This window comes from Gordonibacter massiliensis (ex Traore et al. 2017), from assembly GCF_019731765.1.
GTDB lineage: Bacteria > Actinomycetota > Coriobacteriia > Coriobacteriales > Eggerthellaceae > Gordonibacter > Gordonibacter massiliensis.
This window is the reverse complement of the sequence record NZ_JAASIO010000001.1, coordinates 22490-38129: the sequence shown is the minus strand read 5'-3', so window position 1 is coordinate 38129 and position 15640 is coordinate 22490. Positions and strand designations below refer to the sequence as shown.

The 15640-nt window shown below is 65.6% G+C and carries 14 protein-coding genes; 5 read left to right on the top strand and 9 right to left on the bottom strand.

The genetic code is table 11. The features are described 5' to 3' along the window. The first annotated feature begins 779 nt into the window (after positions 1–779). Together HCH03_RS00150 and htpG are read left to right on the top strand one after the other, a co-directional pair. The gene (locus tag HCH03_RS00150; RefSeq protein WP_221687898.1) at positions 780–1715 is read left to right on the top strand and encodes an SGNH/GDSL hydrolase family protein; all 936 of its coding nucleotides are present in this window, start codon (positions 780–782) and stop codon (positions 1713–1715) included. A gap of 191 nt (positions 1716–1906) precedes the next feature. Next, positions 1907–3832 (top strand): molecular chaperone HtpG, encoded by a 1926-nt coding sequence (htpG, locus tag HCH03_RS00145; protein WP_221687897.1) that lies wholly within the window; start codon positions 1907–1909, stop codon positions 3830–3832. 269 nt (positions 3833–4101) lie between these two features. On the opposite strand, the gene HCH03_RS00140 is transcribed toward htpG, so the two are convergent. Continuing rightward, positions 4102–4623, bottom strand: a complete 522-nt coding sequence (locus HCH03_RS00140) for a gamma carbonic anhydrase family protein (RefSeq protein WP_221687896.1) — start codon at positions 4621–4623, stop codon at positions 4102–4104. 353 nt (positions 4624–4976) lie between these two features. Between HCH03_RS00140 and HCH03_RS00135 the strand changes: the two genes are divergently transcribed. After that, a complete protein-coding gene (locus HCH03_RS00135) occupies positions 4977–5483 on the top strand; it encodes a nitroreductase family protein (RefSeq protein WP_221687895.1) in 507 nt (168 codons plus the stop codon). A 524-nt stretch (positions 5484–6007) separates the two neighbouring features. Here HCH03_RS00135 and HCH03_RS00130 read toward each other — a convergent pair. The 3 genes from HCH03_RS00130 to HCH03_RS00120 are packed head-to-tail and all read right to left on the bottom strand — an operon-like array spanning position 6008 to position 9331. After that, a complete protein-coding gene (locus tag HCH03_RS00130; protein ID WP_221687894.1) occupies positions 6008–7036 on the bottom strand; it encodes an acyl-CoA dehydratase activase in 1029 nt (342 codons plus the stop codon). Further along, positions 7033–8349 (bottom strand): hypothetical protein, encoded by a 1317-nt coding sequence (locus tag HCH03_RS00125; protein ID WP_246599403.1) that lies wholly within the window; start codon positions 8347–8349, stop codon positions 7033–7035. The genes HCH03_RS00130 and HCH03_RS00125 overlap by 4 nt, the downstream gene beginning before the upstream one ends. Continuing rightward, the gene (locus HCH03_RS00120; protein ID WP_221687893.1) at positions 8336–9331 is read right to left on the bottom strand and encodes an acyl-CoA dehydratase activase-related protein; all 996 of its coding nucleotides are present in this window, start codon (positions 9329–9331) and stop codon (positions 8336–8338) included. Before HCH03_RS00120 ends, HCH03_RS00125 begins: the two co-directional genes overlap by 14 nt. A 346-nt stretch (positions 9332–9677) precedes the next feature. Between HCH03_RS00120 and HCH03_RS00115 the strand changes: the two genes are divergently transcribed. Together HCH03_RS00115 and HCH03_RS00110 are read left to right on the top strand one after the other, a co-directional pair. Continuing rightward, a complete protein-coding gene (locus HCH03_RS00115; RefSeq protein ID WP_221687892.1) occupies positions 9678–10598 on the top strand; it encodes a LysR family transcriptional regulator in 921 nt (306 codons plus the stop codon). 156 nt (positions 10599–10754) lie between these two features. Further along, complete coding sequence (locus tag HCH03_RS00110) at positions 10755–11651, top strand: LysR family transcriptional regulator (protein WP_221687891.1); 897 nt, start codon at positions 10755–10757, stop codon at positions 11649–11651. Between the two features lie 107 nt (positions 11652–11758). On the opposite strand, the gene HCH03_RS00105 is transcribed toward HCH03_RS00110, so the two are convergent. The 5 genes from HCH03_RS00105 to HCH03_RS00085 all read right to left on the bottom strand — a co-directional run bounded on the left by HCH03_RS00105 (position 11759) and on the right by HCH03_RS00085 (position 15595). Next, on the bottom strand, positions 11759–12469 hold the full coding sequence (locus tag HCH03_RS00105) for an aquaporin (RefSeq protein WP_246599402.1): 711 nt from the start codon (positions 12467–12469) through the stop codon (positions 11759–11761). Between the two features lie 79 nt (positions 12470–12548). After that, positions 12549–12698, bottom strand: a complete 150-nt coding sequence (locus HCH03_RS00100; protein ID WP_185903869.1) for a DUF5679 domain-containing protein — start codon at positions 12696–12698, stop codon at positions 12549–12551. 137 nt (positions 12699–12835) lie between these two features. Next, the gene (locus tag HCH03_RS00095; RefSeq protein WP_185903868.1) at positions 12836–13219 is read right to left on the bottom strand and encodes a rhodanese-like domain-containing protein; all 384 of its coding nucleotides are present in this window, start codon (positions 13217–13219) and stop codon (positions 12836–12838) included. A gap of 211 nt (positions 13220–13430) precedes the next feature. Further along, the gene (locus HCH03_RS00090; protein ID WP_221687890.1) at positions 13431–14801 is read right to left on the bottom strand and encodes an FAD-dependent oxidoreductase; all 1371 of its coding nucleotides are present in this window, start codon (positions 14799–14801) and stop codon (positions 13431–13433) included. Positions 14802–15028: 227 nt separating this feature from the next. Next, on the bottom strand, positions 15029–15595 hold the full coding sequence (locus HCH03_RS00085; RefSeq protein ID WP_221687889.1) for a rhodanese-like domain-containing protein: 567 nt from the start codon (positions 15593–15595) through the stop codon (positions 15029–15031). Between the last annotated feature and the right edge of the window lie 45 nt (positions 15596–15640).

Below are 15640 nucleotides of genomic sequence, written 5' to 3'. Positions count from 1 at the left end.
GGGCCTCGACAGCCCGCCGGACCGTCGAACGCTCCGCTCGCTCAGGACGACGACGCGCCGGCTCGCGTAATGTCAACGGCGGTTTAGCATGGAGAATCCTGCGTTTGGTGCAAAAATCACCGACGCCCCCCGCTCAAAAGCTCTCGGGGGCGTCCGCCTTCGCGCGTTGAGCATGTTTCCGCAGGTCGCAAGATGCTGAAAGCAGCATGATCTTTCCGCAGGCGCTTCGGAAACGGGGGCGTCGGTGATTTTTGCGTCGACGGCCTAGAATCCGCTGTTAAACCGCCATCGACATGCGCCCACCCAGGTTGTCATCCCGAGCGGAGGCGGCGCGAGCCGCCGCAGTCGAGGGACCCCGCGCGGCGCCAGCAGCAAGCGCTTTCGGTTGGCACCGCACGGGGATCCTCCGTCCCTGCTTCGCGGGGCCTCCCCGCGCCCGCTCCGCGTGCCCGGGGCCTCGACAGCCCCGGACCGTCGAACGCTCCGCTCGCTCAGGACGACGACGCGCCGGCTTGCATAATGTCAATGCTGGTTTAACGGCGGACAAACAGACGCCAACCCGTCGGCGGTCGAGCCTCCTTGCGGTCCCGTTTCCGAAACGCTCCCGGCGCTTCCTCCGTGCTTTAAAAGAGGTCGGGCATCTTTTTGGGCGAAATTGCATTTCGCCTTGTTTCGGGTTGTTGCATGACCTGAAACAAGGCGCTTCTAGTATCATGGTCGCCGAACTGCCGCGCGCTGCCGTGCGCGGCCGGATACGACGAGGCGACGAAGGGCAAGCGATGACGGAAAAGCGGCTGTTCTCGATTCTGGGGGATTCCATCAGCACGTTCGAGGGGTGCAATCCGGAGGGCTTCCGCGTGTTCTACGAAAGCGAACGGCTGGAGGCGACCGGCGTGCTCGCGCCGCAGGACACGTGGTGGGCGCAGGTGGTGGGTGCGCTGGACGGCGAGCTTCTGGCGAACGGGTCGTACTCGGGCAGCATGGTGGAGGGCGCGGGCTTTCCGGCCGGCAACAGCGCCGAGCGCATCGCGGCGCTCGCGCGCGACGGGCAGACCCCCGATGTCATCCTCGTGTTCATCGGCATCAACGATTACGGATGGGGTGGGGCGGACGCCCAAGCGGCCGGCCGGGGCAACGCGCTGCCCGTGTGTCTGGACGCTGTCGCGCTGGGCGAGGAACGCGAACCCGGTTTGGCGCCTGCCGACGCGGCCGAGCGGTTCGGAGCCGCCTACGAGGCCATGCTCGCGCGGATGCGCGCCGCCTATCCCTGCGCCGAAATCTGGTGCTGCACCCTGTGCCCGGGCCGCGTGGTCGGCCGCGACGGCTCCACGTTCGCGTACCGCCTGCGCGGCGTGCATCTCGACGCCTACAACGCCGCCATCCGCAACGCCGCCGCTCGCCAAGGTTGCCGCGTGGCCGACGTGGGCGCGCTCGGCCGCGACTACGAGGGCCTGGAGGGCACGCACCCCACGGCGCGCGGCATGCGCCAGTTCGCCGCGCTGGTGCTGCGCGCGATGGAGGCCGAACGCGCCTCCGGAGCTTCCACGGTGCTGGCCGAGAGCATCGTCGAAGCCGCCACGTCGCCTGCTGCGGCGACCGACGCCCCGCCCTCCGCCGAGACCTGCGAGGAACCCTCCTGCATCGGCTGCCCCCACGCCGGCGCCACCGGCAGCCAGTGGTTGCTCGCGTGCAACCGGGGTGCGCGCAACTGCTGAGATCGTGTGAGCTTCGGCGCATTTTCGCATGGCGTTTCTTGACATAGTCCGCCATCGTACTACAATCTCGTTTTAGCACTCGAAGGCTTAGACTGCTAAGACAGGTCGATGCGCAGCGCGCGTCGGGGGCGGCCCGTCCGGCGGTCTTGCCGTGGAAGCAACTGTTCCAGACGAAGGAGAGGCACGCCACCATGCGCAAGTTCAAAACAGAGAGCAAGAAGCTGCTCGACCTCATGATCAACTCCATCTACACGAACCGCGAGATATTCCTGCGCGAGCTCATCTCGAACGCGTCGGACGCGGTGGACAAGCTCTACTTCAAGAGCCTCACCGACAAGTCCATCCAGCTTTCGAAGGACGAGCTGGCCATCCAGGTGAGCTTCGACAAGGACGCCCGCACCGTCACCGTGTCGGACAGCGGCATCGGCATGACGAAGGACGAGCTCGATCGCAACCTGGGCACCATCGCGCACTCGGACTCCATGGCGTTCAAGATGGAGAACGACGAGGTGCAGGGCGACGACGTGGACATCATCGGCCAGTTCGGCGTGGGCTTCTACTCCTCGTTCATGGTGGGCAAGAGCGTGCGCGTGGTGTCGAAGGCCTACGGCAGCGATGAGGCGTGGGCGTGGGAGAGCGACGGCGTGGAAGGCTACACCATCGAGCCGGCCGAGCGCGCCGAGCACGGCACCGACGTCATCATCACGCTCAAGGACAACACCGACGACGACAACTACGACACCTACCTGTCCGAATACGGCCTGAAGGACCTGGTGAAGCGCTACAGCAACTACGTGCGTTACCCTATTCGCATGGAGGTGACGAAGTCGCGCGAGCTGCCGAAACCCGAGGACGCCGGCGACGACTACGTGCCGCAGTTCGAGAACTACACCGAGCTCGACACCGTGAACTCCATGATCCCCATTTGGAAGCGTCGCAAGTCCGAGGTGGGCCAGGAGGAGTACGACGAGTTCTACAAGACCGACTTCCACGACTTCGCCGACCCGGCCCGCACCATCTCCGTGCACGCCGAAGGCGCGCTGTCCTACGACGCGCTGCTGTTCGTGCCGAGCCGCGCGCCGTTCGACCTGTACAGCAAGGATTACCAGAAGGGCCTGGCGCTCTACAGCTCCAACGTGCTCATCATGGAGAAGTGCGAAGAGCTGCTGCCTGACTACTACAACTTCGTGCGCGGCGTGGTGGACAGCCAGGACCTGCAGCTGAACATCTCCCGCGAGACGCTGCAGCACAACAGCCAGCTGCGCGCCATCGCCAAGAAGATCGAGAAGAAGATCACGTCCGACCTGGAGGATATGCGCGACAACGACCGCGAGGGTTACGAGGCGTTCTTCGAGAACTTCGGCCGCGGCCTGAAATACGGCATCTACGCCAGCTACGGCGCGCAGAAGGACACGCTGGCCGACCTGCTGCTGTACTACTCCGCCAAGCAGGACAAGCTCGTGACGCTGGCCGAGTACGTGGAGGGCATGCCCGCTGACCAGCCCGCCATCTACTATGCCGCCGGCGATTCGGTCGAGCGCCTGAACAAGATGCCCATCGTGAAGACGGTGCTGGGCAAGGGCTACGACGTGCTGCTGTGCACGCAGGACGTTGACGAGTTCTGCTTCACCGCCATGCGCGACTACGGCGCGAACGAGGACGGCGAGGGCGCCAAGGAGCTCAAGAACGTGGCATCGGGCGACCTCGACTTCGCCACCGAGGACGAGAAGAAGGAGGCCGAGGAGGCCACGAAGGAGAACGAGGACCTGTTCAAGGCCCTGAAGGACGCGCTGGGCGAGCAGGTGACCAAGGTGGCCGTGTCCGCGCGCCTTACCGACGCACCCGCCTGCGTCACCACCGAGGGCCCCGTGTCGCTGGAGATGGAGCGCGTGCTGTCGAAGGGCCCCGAAGGCCCCGACGGCGTGAAGTCGCAGCGCGTGTTGGAGCTGAACGCCAAGCACCCCGTGTTCGACACGCTGAAAGCCGCCCACGAAGCCGGTGACACCGACAAAGTGCGCCTGTACGCCGACCTGCTGTACAACCAGGCGCTGCTGGTCGAGGGCATGCCCATCGACGACCCGGTCGCCTTCGCCCAGAACGTGGCGAAGCTGATGTAGGTTGGTTCCGCGGGCCTCCGGCCCGCGGAACCTGCCGACGCTGCGAGGGGCCGGGGCACGCCGCCTTCGTGCGATCCCGCAGGCTTGCGTACCCGTTGTACGCGGCACCTGCGCGATCCCGCGAATCCGACGCACCCCGGCCCCTCTCGCTGACTTACTACGCCAACTTGGGCGATAGTTTTCGCGCTTCGCGCGAACGGGCGCTCGGAGAGCGCCCCAACGATCTATCCGAATGGTTCTTCGCGCTTCGCGCAACCGCTGTCCCGCCGTTACCGCACCACACGGGCCTGCGCGTATTCTCGCGCATCAGCGATGTAGGCTTCTTGGGAGTGCTCGATGTTGCGCGCGACCGTCTCGGCGTCGAGCGCGCGGATTACCTTGCCGGGCACGCCCACCACGAGCGAGCACGGCGGGATCACGGAACGCTCCTTCACCAGCGCGCCGGCCGCGATCATCGAGCCGCGGCCGATCACGCACCCGTTCATCACAGTCGCGTGCATGCCCACGGTCACGTCGTCTTCGATAGTGGCGCCGTGTACGACGGCGTTGTGGCCCACCGACACGCGGTCGCCCAGCGTGACGGGACAGTCATAGTCGCTGTGCAGCATGGCGTTGTCCTGCACGTTGCTGTTCTTGCCGATGCGGATGGGCGCCACCTCGCCGCGAATCGAGGCGCCGAACCACACCGAGCTCCCTTCGTCCATCATCACGTCGCCGCAGACGGCCGCGTTCGGCGCAATGAACGCCGCCTTCTCAACGTCGGGGAACATCCCTTTGAATTCCACGAGCATGCCGGTTCCTTTCCTTTGGTTGCTCCACGCAGTATCCCGAAGGAAGCTCCGCGCCGCATCGCAAGATTCATGCGATTCGGAGCGAAGCGCACCGTCGGGAGGCGTTCTTTCGCCTAACGGCTGGGAACATCCGAGTGCGGGGCCGGTATCGTCGAACGACGGCGACCGGCTGTGCAAGCGCCGGTGGCGGGCATTGCCGGCAATCGCATCGCGCCGCCGCGCGCCGAAAGACGGAAAGCGCGCTAGGGCGCCGCGGCTCGAGCCTCTGTTGATTTTGGAAAACGAAATCCGACGGCGAGCTCGACGCACGATATCATTGACCCATACAGTTGCTCGAAAGAAGGAGGCACAACATGGTGGACGCGATTTTCAAGCGGGCGAGCGTGCGGAAGTTCACGGACGATCCGATGACCGATGACGAGGTGCGCAAGCTGCTGCGCGCGGGCATGGCGGCGCCCTCGGGCGGCAACCAGCAGCCGTGGGAGTTCTACGTGGCGCGCGATCGGGCCACGCTGCAGCTGCTGTCGGAGGCGAGCCCCTACGCGAAGCCGGCCGCCGGCGCGGCGTGCGCCATCGTGCCGTGCATGCGCACGGAGGGCCTGCGCTTCCCCGAGATAGCCGTGCAGGATATGAGCGCCTGCGTGGAGAACATCCTGCTGGAAGCCGTCGATCTGGGGCTCGGCGCCGTGTGGATGGGGATCGCGCCCGAGCCCGACCGCATGGCGGCCGTGTCCGAGATCGTGGGCGCCCCGGCGGGCCTCAAGCCGTTCGCCGTCATCGCGCTCGGCCGCCCCGAGGTCGAGCCGGTCGCGAAGGGCAAGGACCGCTACGAGGAAGACCGCGTGCACTGGTTGAGCTAGACGCGGTGCGGAAAAAGCCCGGCCGCAGGTTCCGCGGCGAGAAAGCGCGGGGCCGGCGCGCGAAGAAGGCCGTTTTCGGGTCAAAAATCACGGTTGGGTACCGCTTTTCGGCTGCAAAGTGCCTCTTGAAGGGCTCTTCGCGCCTGTCGTGGGAAAGCAAGAAAACGCGATCAGGGGAAACGCAATCGCTCCTCCGGGGTGCAGGAGCCGCTGCGGTACCCTACCGTGATTTTTGCTCCGAAACCAAGGTTAACTTTGCACTTGCTTCGCGCGCGATGCATTCCGTGCTGTGTCTGAAAGGGGAACCCGGCGGACGGTGACGCCCTGCGGACAACCTAGGCAGCGACGCCCGCGTGCAACCCGGACGGCGACCCGCCCCGCGGCCACTCGTGCAGGTGGCGACCTGCCCCTGCGCCAACCCGTGCGGGCGGCGACCCGCCCGCGAAGCCAGCCCGGATGGGCGGTTTTCGCGCCGTGCGCGAGCGGGCGCTTCGAAGGGTGTTCGGGTCAGCCCGCGCGCGGGTCTATCGCCCCGCCTTCACGGCTCCCTGGTCGCAGCGGTTGCCCCAGGAGTCGATGAGCGCGTCGTCGCGGTAGACGCAGATGATCTCGCAGTGGTTCGCGCACTTGGAGCACTCGATCTCGCGCGTCTTGAACGCGAAATCCCCGACGGCGTCGAAGTCGAACGCGCCGTCGCGGAAAGGCTCGCCGTCTCCTTCGCCGCCGTCGCTTTCCCCGGCCGCCCCCGCGCCGCGTCTCGCGCCCGCGCTCGCCTCGGCGGCCAAGAGCGCCACGCCGAAAGCGCCCATGAGGTGGCCGTCGGGATCCACGAGCACCTCCATGCCCAGCATGTCCTCGAACGCGCGCACCACGCCCACGTTCTTGCTCACGCCGCCTTGGAAAACCACCGGGGCGGTTATCTTCTTGCCCTTGCCTACGTTGTTCAGGTAGTTCGACGCCACGGCGCGGCAAAGCCCGGCGATGATATCCTCGCGCGCGTAGCCCACCTGTATCTTGTGCACCAGGTCGCTCTCGGCGAACACGGTGCAGCGCGCGGCGATGTTCGCCGGCCGCTTCGACGTGAGCGCGATGGGGCCGAACTCCTCCACCTCCACGCCCAGGCGGTGCGCTTGGCTGGACAGGAACGCGCCCGTGCCGGCCGCGCACAGCGTGTTCATGGCGTAGTCCACGGCTATGCCGCCCTCCACGCAGATGATCTTCGAGTCCTGCCCGCCAATCTCCAAGATGGTGCGCACATCCGGGTGCAGGTACGTCGTGCCCACGGCGTGCGCAGTGATCTCGTTCTTCACCACGGCCGCGCCCAGCATGGCGCCCACGAGGCGCCGCGCGCTGCCGGTGGTGCCCACGGCGCGCACCCGCACGGCGTCGCGGTCGATCTGCATCGCCAGGTCGGCCACCACGCGCCGAGCCGCGTCCGCCGGGTTGCCCTCCGTCCACAAATACGACCGCGCCACGATGGTGCGGTCGGCGTCCACGACGACGCCCTTCGTGGAAATGGAGCCGATGTCGATGCCCAGGTAGGCGTCCGTCATGATGCCGTTCTCTCCTTCTTCATGGCCAGCATGTCGTAGAACGCTTCGAGTCGGGTGTCCAGACCCGTGTCGCTGGTCTGCGAGTCGTAGCTCAAATATAGAATGGGCATACCCGTGTCGCGGCTGACCTGCTGTAACACGGGGATGCAGTCCACTTCCGGCGTGCAGCCCGACGACTTCAGGTGCACCACGCCGTCGAAGCCCTCCTGCGCGTACTTGAGCGTGGCGGCGATGGTCATGCTCGACGTGGGGCCCATGTCGTAGCGCACGTAGTCGGAGATGCCCGCCCGCAGGTTCTTCTCGTGGTAGCGCAGGTTGCGGTTCGTCATGTTCAGCATCCGGTGCACCTCCACGCCCATATCCAGCAGCTTGCGCTCCAACCCCAGGTTCGAGCGCGGGTCGGCCGCGGTGAAGTACTCGCCCACCACGCCCACGCGCAGCGGCCGGACGGGCACGCGCACCTCGAGAGCCCGCAGCGCGGCCATGCCGCGTTTGTGCGCCTCGGCCAGGTCGCGCTCGTTCGCCACGGTGCGCAGGTCGGCGTGGTAGGCGGCCAGCGCGCGGTCGAACGAGCCGCGCTCGGCCTCGAAGCCGGCGTGCGCCAAGTAGTAGTCCTGCGCCTCGTCAAGGTACTCGATCATCTGAAACGCTATCAGCATGCCGCGCACGCCGTGCGGCACGGACAGGTTCGGGTTCACCTTCTTCTTGCACACCTCGATGTACTCCGTGAGCGGCTTGCCCGTGACGGTGGCGAAGTTCAGCATCTCGAACTCGTAGCCTAAGTCGCGCAGGATGGATTCCTGCAGCTCGCCGTAGTAGCCCAGGCGGCAGGGGCCGGCGAACTGCACGAGCACGTCGGCCCCCAGCTCCAGCGCCTCCAGATAGTCTCCCAGTATGTGCTTGAACGGGGCGCACACCGAATCGCTCGAGTTGCGGCTGCCCAGCTCCACCGTGCGCTTCGTGGGCTCGGGCAGGGGCAGGTAGTCGGCGTCCAGCACGTGCTCCACGAAGAACTTGAACACGATGTCGTAGTAGCTGTAGCGCAGGAAGGCCACGCGCGTGCGGGCGTGCCGGTCGCGCTTCGGGCGCGGGCGCGGCAGCACGAGGCGCGGCGGGCGCTTGCGTTCCATCTGCAGGGCGATGCGGGCGCGCAGCGTGTCGTCCGATCCGTCGGCGCGGCCGAGCAGGTTCTCGACGTCCGTGCCGATCCCGCGCTCGCCTTCTCCGGAGGGCGCCGCACCGTCGCACGCGCGGCCCCGTTCGATCGGAGTGGAGCCGCCGCGTTCCGAAGCGGTTTCGTCAGTGCCGGTCATGCACGTAGCCTCCCTTCTTCTGGTAGCGCAGGATGTCCACGAAGCTCTCGATGCGCGTTTCCAGGCCGGCCGTACCGCTCTGCGCGTCGATGGTGAGGTTCAAGATGGGCTTGCCCTGGATGCAGCGCATGATGGCGTCGTCGGTCATGGAGTCGGGCCCGCAGGGGAACGCGCTCACCAGCACGATGCCGTCGATGTGCTCGTGCAAAAGCATGATGGCGCCGACGAGCTCGCGGTTCACCACCCACGGCATCGTGGCCGAGAAGTCGAAGCTGGCCTTGAGCGCGCGCTCGCGGTCGGCCTCGTCGGCGTAGAGCACCGTGGCCCCCATGCGTTCGAGGGGGTCCGTCACGCTGCCGCCCAGATAGGGGTCGTGCGCCAGATAGGGGTGCGCCACCAGCAGGATGGCCAAGGGCCGTTCGCTGCCTTGCAGGGAGCCGAGCGACGCCAGCAGCCGCTCTTGCGCGCCCGTCGCCGCCCGATCGGCGCGCTCCTGCTCGTGGAAAGCCGTCTTCCAGGCGCGCTTCGCCTCGCGAGGATTCGCTCCGAAGCGGCTCGCCAGATCGAGGAACGCTTCGCGCATCGGCATATGCTCCTCGGTCACGTCCACCAAGCACGACGCCACGCGCACGTTGCGGTCGCGCAGCGTGTTCTCCACCAAATCGGGCAGCGCTTGGAACTTCGTGCAGAACCCCAGATGGTGACCCATGTTCCCCATGCTGGGAACGAACAGCGCGTCGCAGGCGCCCACCAGGCTGGCGGCGTGGCCCAGATAGGCTTTCGAAGCCAGGCAGCATTCGTCCACGGACAGGGCGCTTCCTTCGTCCACGAGCGCACGGTCCGTTTCGCGGCTGAGCACCACCTCGCGTCCCAGCTCGTGGAAAAACGCCTCCCACAGCGTGCCGTATCGATGGTACAGCAGCGCCCGGGGGATGCCCACGCTGCGCACGTCGGCGTAGTCGTTCTGCTTGAGGAGGCCCATGCGATCCCTTCGTTCGCTCAGCGGTTGGCCTCATGGTATCGCTTCGAGGGGAACCCGCCGTGCCGGCGCGCGGTTCGCCACAAACCTTCCAAGCGGCCCGAGGGTCGTTTCAAGCTTGGCCCGGCGGTGGCAGTTCGATGTTTCCTCATGTGGAAGTAGGCCGATGACCGGCGACAATGTGCCGCTGATAGGGATCTGGTGTCGTTGTACCGCTACCCTGTGCGGAAGAAGAGTAACAAAAGGGTTTCAAAAGAAGTTGAATGGGTCCCGTCGGGCGGGCGGGCCGAGAGCGGCGCAGTAGAATTCTAACGAAGATGTCATGAGGTGCGGTTTGAAAGCGAAGCCATTGAATATCAAGCAGATCCGATATTTTGCGTCGGTTGTCGAACTTGGCAGCTTGTCTGCGGCGGCGAAGGAGCGGTTCGTCACCGTGCAGGCGGTTTCGAAGGCCATCGCCGACCTCGAGCGGGAGCTGGGGCACAGCTTGTTCGTGCGTGAGAGCCGCGGCGTGCACCCCACGCCGTTCGGCAAGGCGTTTTACCAGAAAGCCGCACTGGTTCTGAAGGGCTTCAGCGAGCTCGAGGCTTTTGCCAAAGAGTATCGGGAGCACGAGACGGCAAGCGCCTTGCACCTCGCCCTGTGCTCGCCGGCGTTTTACGGAAACGCGCAGGCGCGTGCGAGCATCGCCCTGTTCGCGAAGCGCGGCCTGGGCGTCGACGTGAGCGTCGCTTTGGACACCGGAACCGAGGGCATCGCGAAGCTGCGCGCGGGAGGCTACGACGCGCTCATCACCATCGGGGCGTTCTCGAACGCCGCCGTCGATTGCGTGTCGGTGGGCACGGTTTCCCCCGGCGTGGTCATGGCGAAAAACCACCCCTTGGCGGGTCGGGATTCCGTGAGCCTTGCCGATTTGGCGGACTATCCTGTTTCCCTGTCGTCGGAGTTCGACAATTTCAACGAGTCCATCGTCACCGTGTACCGCAAGCGCAAGACGGACATGAGCTTCATCACGCTCGACCCGCACGATTTCGATCGCCATATCATGGTCGAAAACGGCGTTTGCCTCATGGTGTACATCCCAGCGTTGGGCGAGATGTACCCCGGGACGGTGATAAGGCCCATTGCGTCCGGCGACGCCGTGGCCGTGCCCATCTGCCTGGTGAGCTTGAAAGACCGCAAAACATCTTCGTACCTTGCGTTCGAACGCTGGCTGGCGGGAGAGCTGGTGGTTCTGGGCGGCGGCGCGCCCACCGCTTCGACGAAGTAGGCTTGATTGGTTCAGGTGCCTTCGTTTCTGTCAAGTTTAATATTGCAGATACCTAAAAATATATTTGAATGGATCGTATGACCGGTGAACGGTATGCAAGGCCTTGTACAATAGCCAGTTGCTGTGCTTACTTTTCTGGCTCTGTAAGGTGCGTCGTTGAATATAAAGCAAATCGTATACCTGTCGAAGACCGTAGAACGCGGCAGCTTGTCATCGGCCGCCAAAGAGCTGTACGTCACCGTGCAGGCGGTTTCGAAGGCCATCGCCGACCTTGAGCGCGAGCTGGGGCAAAGCCTTTTGGTACGCGGCAGCCGTGGCGTGCGCGCCACGCCGTTCGGCCAAGCGTTCTACGAGAAGGCCCAAGGCGTGATCACGGGGTTCATGGAGCTCGAATCGTTCGCTGCCGCGTACGGCGAGTGCGGAGGCGTGCTCAGTCGGTTGCGGCTCGCGTTGAATACGCCGGCATTTCCCGGAAACGAGCTGGTGCGCGAAAACACCGTGGCGTTCATGAAGAGCCAGCTTGGGATCGATGTCACTTGCGATCTTGCCACGGGAGAGGCGGGGTACCAGGGGCTGGTCGACGGCACGTTCGACGCGTTGGTCACCGTGGGGGCCTTCAACCATGCCGACATTGACTGCTTTCCTATCGGCACCGTTCCCGCCGGCGTCATGATGGGCTCTCGCCATCCGCTTACGGCCAAAGACGTGGTCGCTTTGGACGACCTCGCCCCGTACCCGATAGCGCGTTCGAGCTGGTTCGATCGCGCCAACGACACCATCGTCGAAAACTATCGCAAGCGAGAGGCGCGTCTGAACTTCGTCGAGCTTTCGTTGGACGGCGTCATGAAGTTCCTAAGCGAGGGCGGCCTCATCTTCACTACGGGCATTCCCGCTCTCGGGCGCACGAGCCCGCTGCTGACGGTGCGGCTTATGGCTTCGAAGGACGCCATGGCCGTGCCCATCTGCATCGTCTGCTTGAAAGGCCACGGCGCCGCGACGTACTCCGTGGTGGAGAAGCTGCGCTTGAGCGGTGGGCTTCCCTTCTTGAAGTAGCGCGCGGCCGGCGCTGCTCTGCGGGGCACCGGTTCGCGCCAAACAAAAGCGGCCCCTTCCGCGCATATGCCGAAGGGGCCGCTTTCCGCAGGGCGTTCGCCCAAAGGCTACTTCTTGGCCTTCTGCTTCAGGCCCATCCACACGAGCGCGGCCAGCGCGGCGCCCGCGAGCGGGGCAACGATGAACACCCACACCTGAGACAACGCGGTCATATCGCCGTTGAAGGCCATCATGAGGGCCGGGCCGAAGCTGCGCGCCGGGTTCACGGACGTGCCCGTCAGCGGAATGCCCATGATGTGCACGAACGCCAGCGTGAGGCCGATGATGATGCCGGCGTAGGGCGCCGTGCGCTCGTCGGCCGTCGAGCCCAGCACGCTGAGCACGAAGATGCAGGTGAGCACGACCTCGACGATAAGGGCGCCCGCGAGCGAGATGCCCACGGCCGACGCGGCCTCGTAGCCGTCGCAGCCCAGGCCGGTGGCCAGCACGCCGCCCAGATCGCACATGCTGATGATGAGCGCCAACGCGGCCGCTGCCACGATGCCGCCGATGAACTGGGCGATCCAGTAGCCGATCAGATCCTTGCCCGACAGGCGCTTGTCCAAAAACAGGCCGAACGACACGGCCGGGTTGATGTGACACCCCGACACGTTGCCGATGACGAACGCCATGGCGATGATAGACAGGCCGAACGCCATGGCGATGCCCAGCGTGCCCAGCGTCGCGCCCGCCACGGCGGCGCTGCCGCAACCGAACAGCGTGAGCACGAACGTGCCGAACGCCTCCGCGGCGTACTTCTTCATTGGTGTAACTTCCATGCTAAAGGCTCCCCTTGCTTTGAATGAATGCTTGCGTTTGGCCCGCGCGAAGCGCGAGCGTGCCGGTTGAGGCCGGCCGCTACTTCATGCTGCCGATGCGGCAGATGGTGCTGCCGCATACCGGGCACGTGCCCTTCGTGATGGGCTTGCCGTTCTTCGTCGTGCCCGCGACGGGGTCCTTCATGGTTTTCTTTTCCTTGCACTTCATGCAGTACGCTTCGACGGCCATGGGTCGGCTCCTCTCCTTGAGCAATAGTTGGCGTTGTTATCGTCGTTGGAGAGTAATCCCATGTCAATACGGTTAAAATGTTGTTGAACGGCTTGACATCGGGCATCGGGCGACCGTTCTTCGGCGGATGTGCCCCTTTACCAAGCCACCGTCACGCCGGCCCAGTCGAGAATGCCCTTGTCCATGTTGTACACGTTGGTGAAGCCGTTGTTGATGAGCTGCGCGCAGGATTTCCGGGCGCGGTTGCCGGTGCGGCAGTAGGCGAGCACGGGAGCGTCCCGGTCGAGGCCTTCGAGCTCGGCGGGCAGCGGGTCGAGGCTGTCGTAGCGAATGTTCAGCGATTCGCGCAGGTGCCCGTCGGCGTACTCCTGGGGCGAGCGCACATCCAAGACGGTCACGCCGCCCTGGTCGATAAGGTCTTCGGCGGCCTCGGACGAGATCAAATGGTACGCGTCCGAATCGAGCGCCCGTTGGTCGTCGGCCGTGATGACCACCTTGACCGACCCTTCCTCGTTTGCCATGCCGTCCTCCCATCCGCCCCTTCAAGCGATCCATGCGAGAAGAGATTAAATGTATCCAATACAATTACAGTTTACAACGGTAACAGTAAATCTCTTGGCGGGACATGTCAAGCGGAAGCTTCCAAGACGGAAGGGGAATCGGGGCGCGCCGTCCAGCCGCGATAGCATCGCGGCAAGCTTGGCCGACGGCTGGGCAACGCGCCCGTCCGCGTTATGCGATCACGGCGAACAGATCGTTGAACGCCTCGCTCATGGTGGGGTGCGTGTACACGGCATCGCGCAGGGTTTGGTAGGGAAGCCCGGCATCCATGGCGATCTTCACCGTGTTCACCATCTCGTACGACTCCTCGCAGAACAGATGCACACCCAAGATGCGGTCGGTGTCGACGTCGATAACGGCCTTCAGCAGACCCGTTGGTTTCTGCAGCAGTTGCGCCTTGGGGATGGCGGCCGCTGGCAGCTTCGCCACCTTCACGTTGAAGCCGGCATCGAGCGCCTCTCGCTCGGTCATGCCGGCGCGGGAGAGGGGCGGGTCGATGAACACGCTGTACGGCACCGCGCCGCGGTTCTCGGTGGTGCGCGCGCCGTCGCCCAGCACGTCGGCCTTCACGATGCGGAAGTCGTCGAGCGAGATGTAGGTGAACTGCAGCCCGCCCGCCACGTCGCCCATCGCCCAGATGTTCGGCGCGGTGGTGCGCAGGTGCTCGTCGACGCGCACGGCACCGCGCTCGGTGAGCTCCACGCCGGCCGCCTCGAGGTTGAGACCGGCCACGTTGGGGCGGCGGCCGGTGGCCACGAGCACGGCGTCGGCGGGCAGGCGCTCTTCCGCGCCGGCGACCTCGATCGCCACGACGGCGTGCTCCGCCTCGTCCTCGATGCGCAGCACGTTTGCCCCGCGCACCACGCGTATGCCGCGCTCCTCCACGCTGGCAAGCACGGCGGCCGCGATCTCGGCATCCTCGCGCGGCAGGAACGCGTCCTCGTTCTGCACCACGGTGACCTGCGAGCCGAAGTTCGCGTACATGGAAGCGAACTCCATGCCGATGTAGCCGCCGCCGATGATGACCAGGCGCCCGGGCAGCTTGCGCACGTCGAGCAGCGTCTCGCTCACGTGCACGCGCGGGCCGTCGGCGCCGGGGATGGGCGGCACGAACGGGCGGGCCCCCGTGTTGACGAACACCTGCGCGGCCTCGATGGTCTCCGTGCCGCCGTCGGGCGTGCTCACGTGCAGGTGCGTCGCGTCCGCGAACGACGCCGTGCCGTCCACCACCTCCACGTTCGGCAGGTCGGCCAGCTTGCGGTAGTTCTTGGTGCGCAGCAGGTCGGTCACGCGGTCTTTCTCGTCGATGGCCGCCGCGTAGCGCGCGGCGCGCTCGTCGAACGTGCCGCCCTGGGCCGCCGACAGCGCGGCGGAGCGCACGAGCGACTTCGTGGGAATGCAGGCAACGTTGATGCAGGTGCCGCCGTACATCTTCGGCGACTGCTCCACCAGCGCCACCGTCTTGCCCGCACCGGCGAGCGCGCCCGCCAGCGTCTTGCCGCCTTTGCCGAAACCGATGATGGCTGCGTCGACCTGCTTCATGATGGCTCCTTTCGAGAGGGGAGTGCGAACGGGGTGCAAAGGGGTTCGGACAGGATGCGGGAAGCGTCGAGAGCGCGGGAGGGGTTCGGGGGAGCGCGCCGACGTGGCGCGACTCGTTGAGGTTGCGTTTGCCCACACAACTACGAGTTCGGTCGTGGCGGCGCGCTCCCCCGAACCCCTCCCGCGAATGCTCGAAAACGGATGCTTCGCGCAGGGGGGATGGGCCGCTAGGATCCGTTGGGGGCGTTGCCGGTCACGGTGTCGTAGGGCCAGTCCACGATGCCGCCCATGTCGTTCACGTCGGTGAAGCCCATGGACACCAGCTTGTCGGAGGCCTGCTTGCTGCGCACGCCGGTGCGGCAGTACACCACGAGCTTGTCGTCCAGGCTGTTCAGCTCGGACGGCGGCGTCGATCCTATGTCCTCGTTCGGGATGTTGATGGCGCCGGGCACGTGGCCGTCGGCGTACTCTTGGGGCGTGCGCACGTCGACGACGGTGACGCCGCCCTGGTCTATGAGGGCCTTGCCCTCCTCGGCCGTGATCTTGCGGTAGGCGTTCGCGGCGTCGCTCTTGCCGGCCATGTTCGAGCCTTCCATCATGCCGTTGCTCGAACCGCCCGTCATGCCGCCGTCCGAGCCGGACCCGCTCATCGCGCTGCCGCCTCCATCGCCCGACGTGCTTGTTCCCTCGCTCGGTGCGGTGTTCGCGCACGCGGACAATCCGAGCACCGCCGCCAAGGCCACCGTAGCGGCTGCAGCGGCTAACGCTTTCCTTTTCCTGCCGTCGGCTCGCATATCCGCCCCTTTCTCCGGTCGCATTCTAAATGTAATCGCAATAGG

What these genes read in the sequence shown, in the direction of transcription:
- HCH03_RS00095 (WP_185903868.1), bottom strand. Translation starts at nt 13,219, where the DNA reads ATGGCAAACGAGGAAGGGTCGGTCAAGGTGGTCATCACGGCCGACGAC.
- HCH03_RS00100 (WP_185903869.1), bottom strand. Translation starts at nt 12,698, where the DNA reads ATGGCCGTCGAAGCGTACTGCATGAAGTGCAAGGAAAAGAAAACCATG.
- HCH03_RS00135 (WP_221687895.1), top strand. Translation starts at nt 4,977, where the DNA reads ATGGTGGACGCGATTTTCAAGCGGGCGAGCGTGCGGAAGTTCACGGAC.
- HCH03_RS00125 (WP_246599403.1), bottom strand. Translation starts at nt 8,349, where the DNA reads ATGACCGGCACTGACGAAACCGCTTCGGAACGCGGCGGCTCCACTCCG.
- HCH03_RS00130 (WP_221687894.1), bottom strand. Translation starts at nt 7,036, where the DNA reads ATGACGGACGCCTACCTGGGCATCGACATCGGCTCCATTTCCACGAAG.
- HCH03_RS00120 (WP_221687893.1), bottom strand. Translation starts at nt 9,331, where the DNA reads ATGGGCCTCCTCAAGCAGAACGACTACGCCGACGTGCGCAGCGTGGGC.
- HCH03_RS00085 (WP_221687889.1), bottom strand. Translation starts at nt 15,595, where the DNA reads ATGCGAGCCGACGGCAGGAAAAGGAAAGCGTTAGCCGCTGCAGCCGCT.
- HCH03_RS00105 (WP_246599402.1), bottom strand. Translation starts at nt 12,469, where the DNA reads ATGGAAGTTACACCAATGAAGAAGTACGCCGCGGAGGCGTTCGGCACG.
- HCH03_RS00090 (WP_221687890.1), bottom strand. Translation starts at nt 14,801, where the DNA reads ATGAAGCAGGTCGACGCAGCCATCATCGGTTTCGGCAAAGGCGGCAAG.
- htpG (WP_221687897.1), top strand. Translation starts at nt 1,907, where the DNA reads ATGCGCAAGTTCAAAACAGAGAGCAAGAAGCTGCTCGACCTCATGATC.
- HCH03_RS00140 (WP_221687896.1), bottom strand. Translation starts at nt 4,623, where the DNA reads ATGCTCGTGGAATTCAAAGGGATGTTCCCCGACGTTGAGAAGGCGGCG.
- HCH03_RS00150 (WP_221687898.1), top strand. Translation starts at nt 780, where the DNA reads ATGACGGAAAAGCGGCTGTTCTCGATTCTGGGGGATTCCATCAGCACG.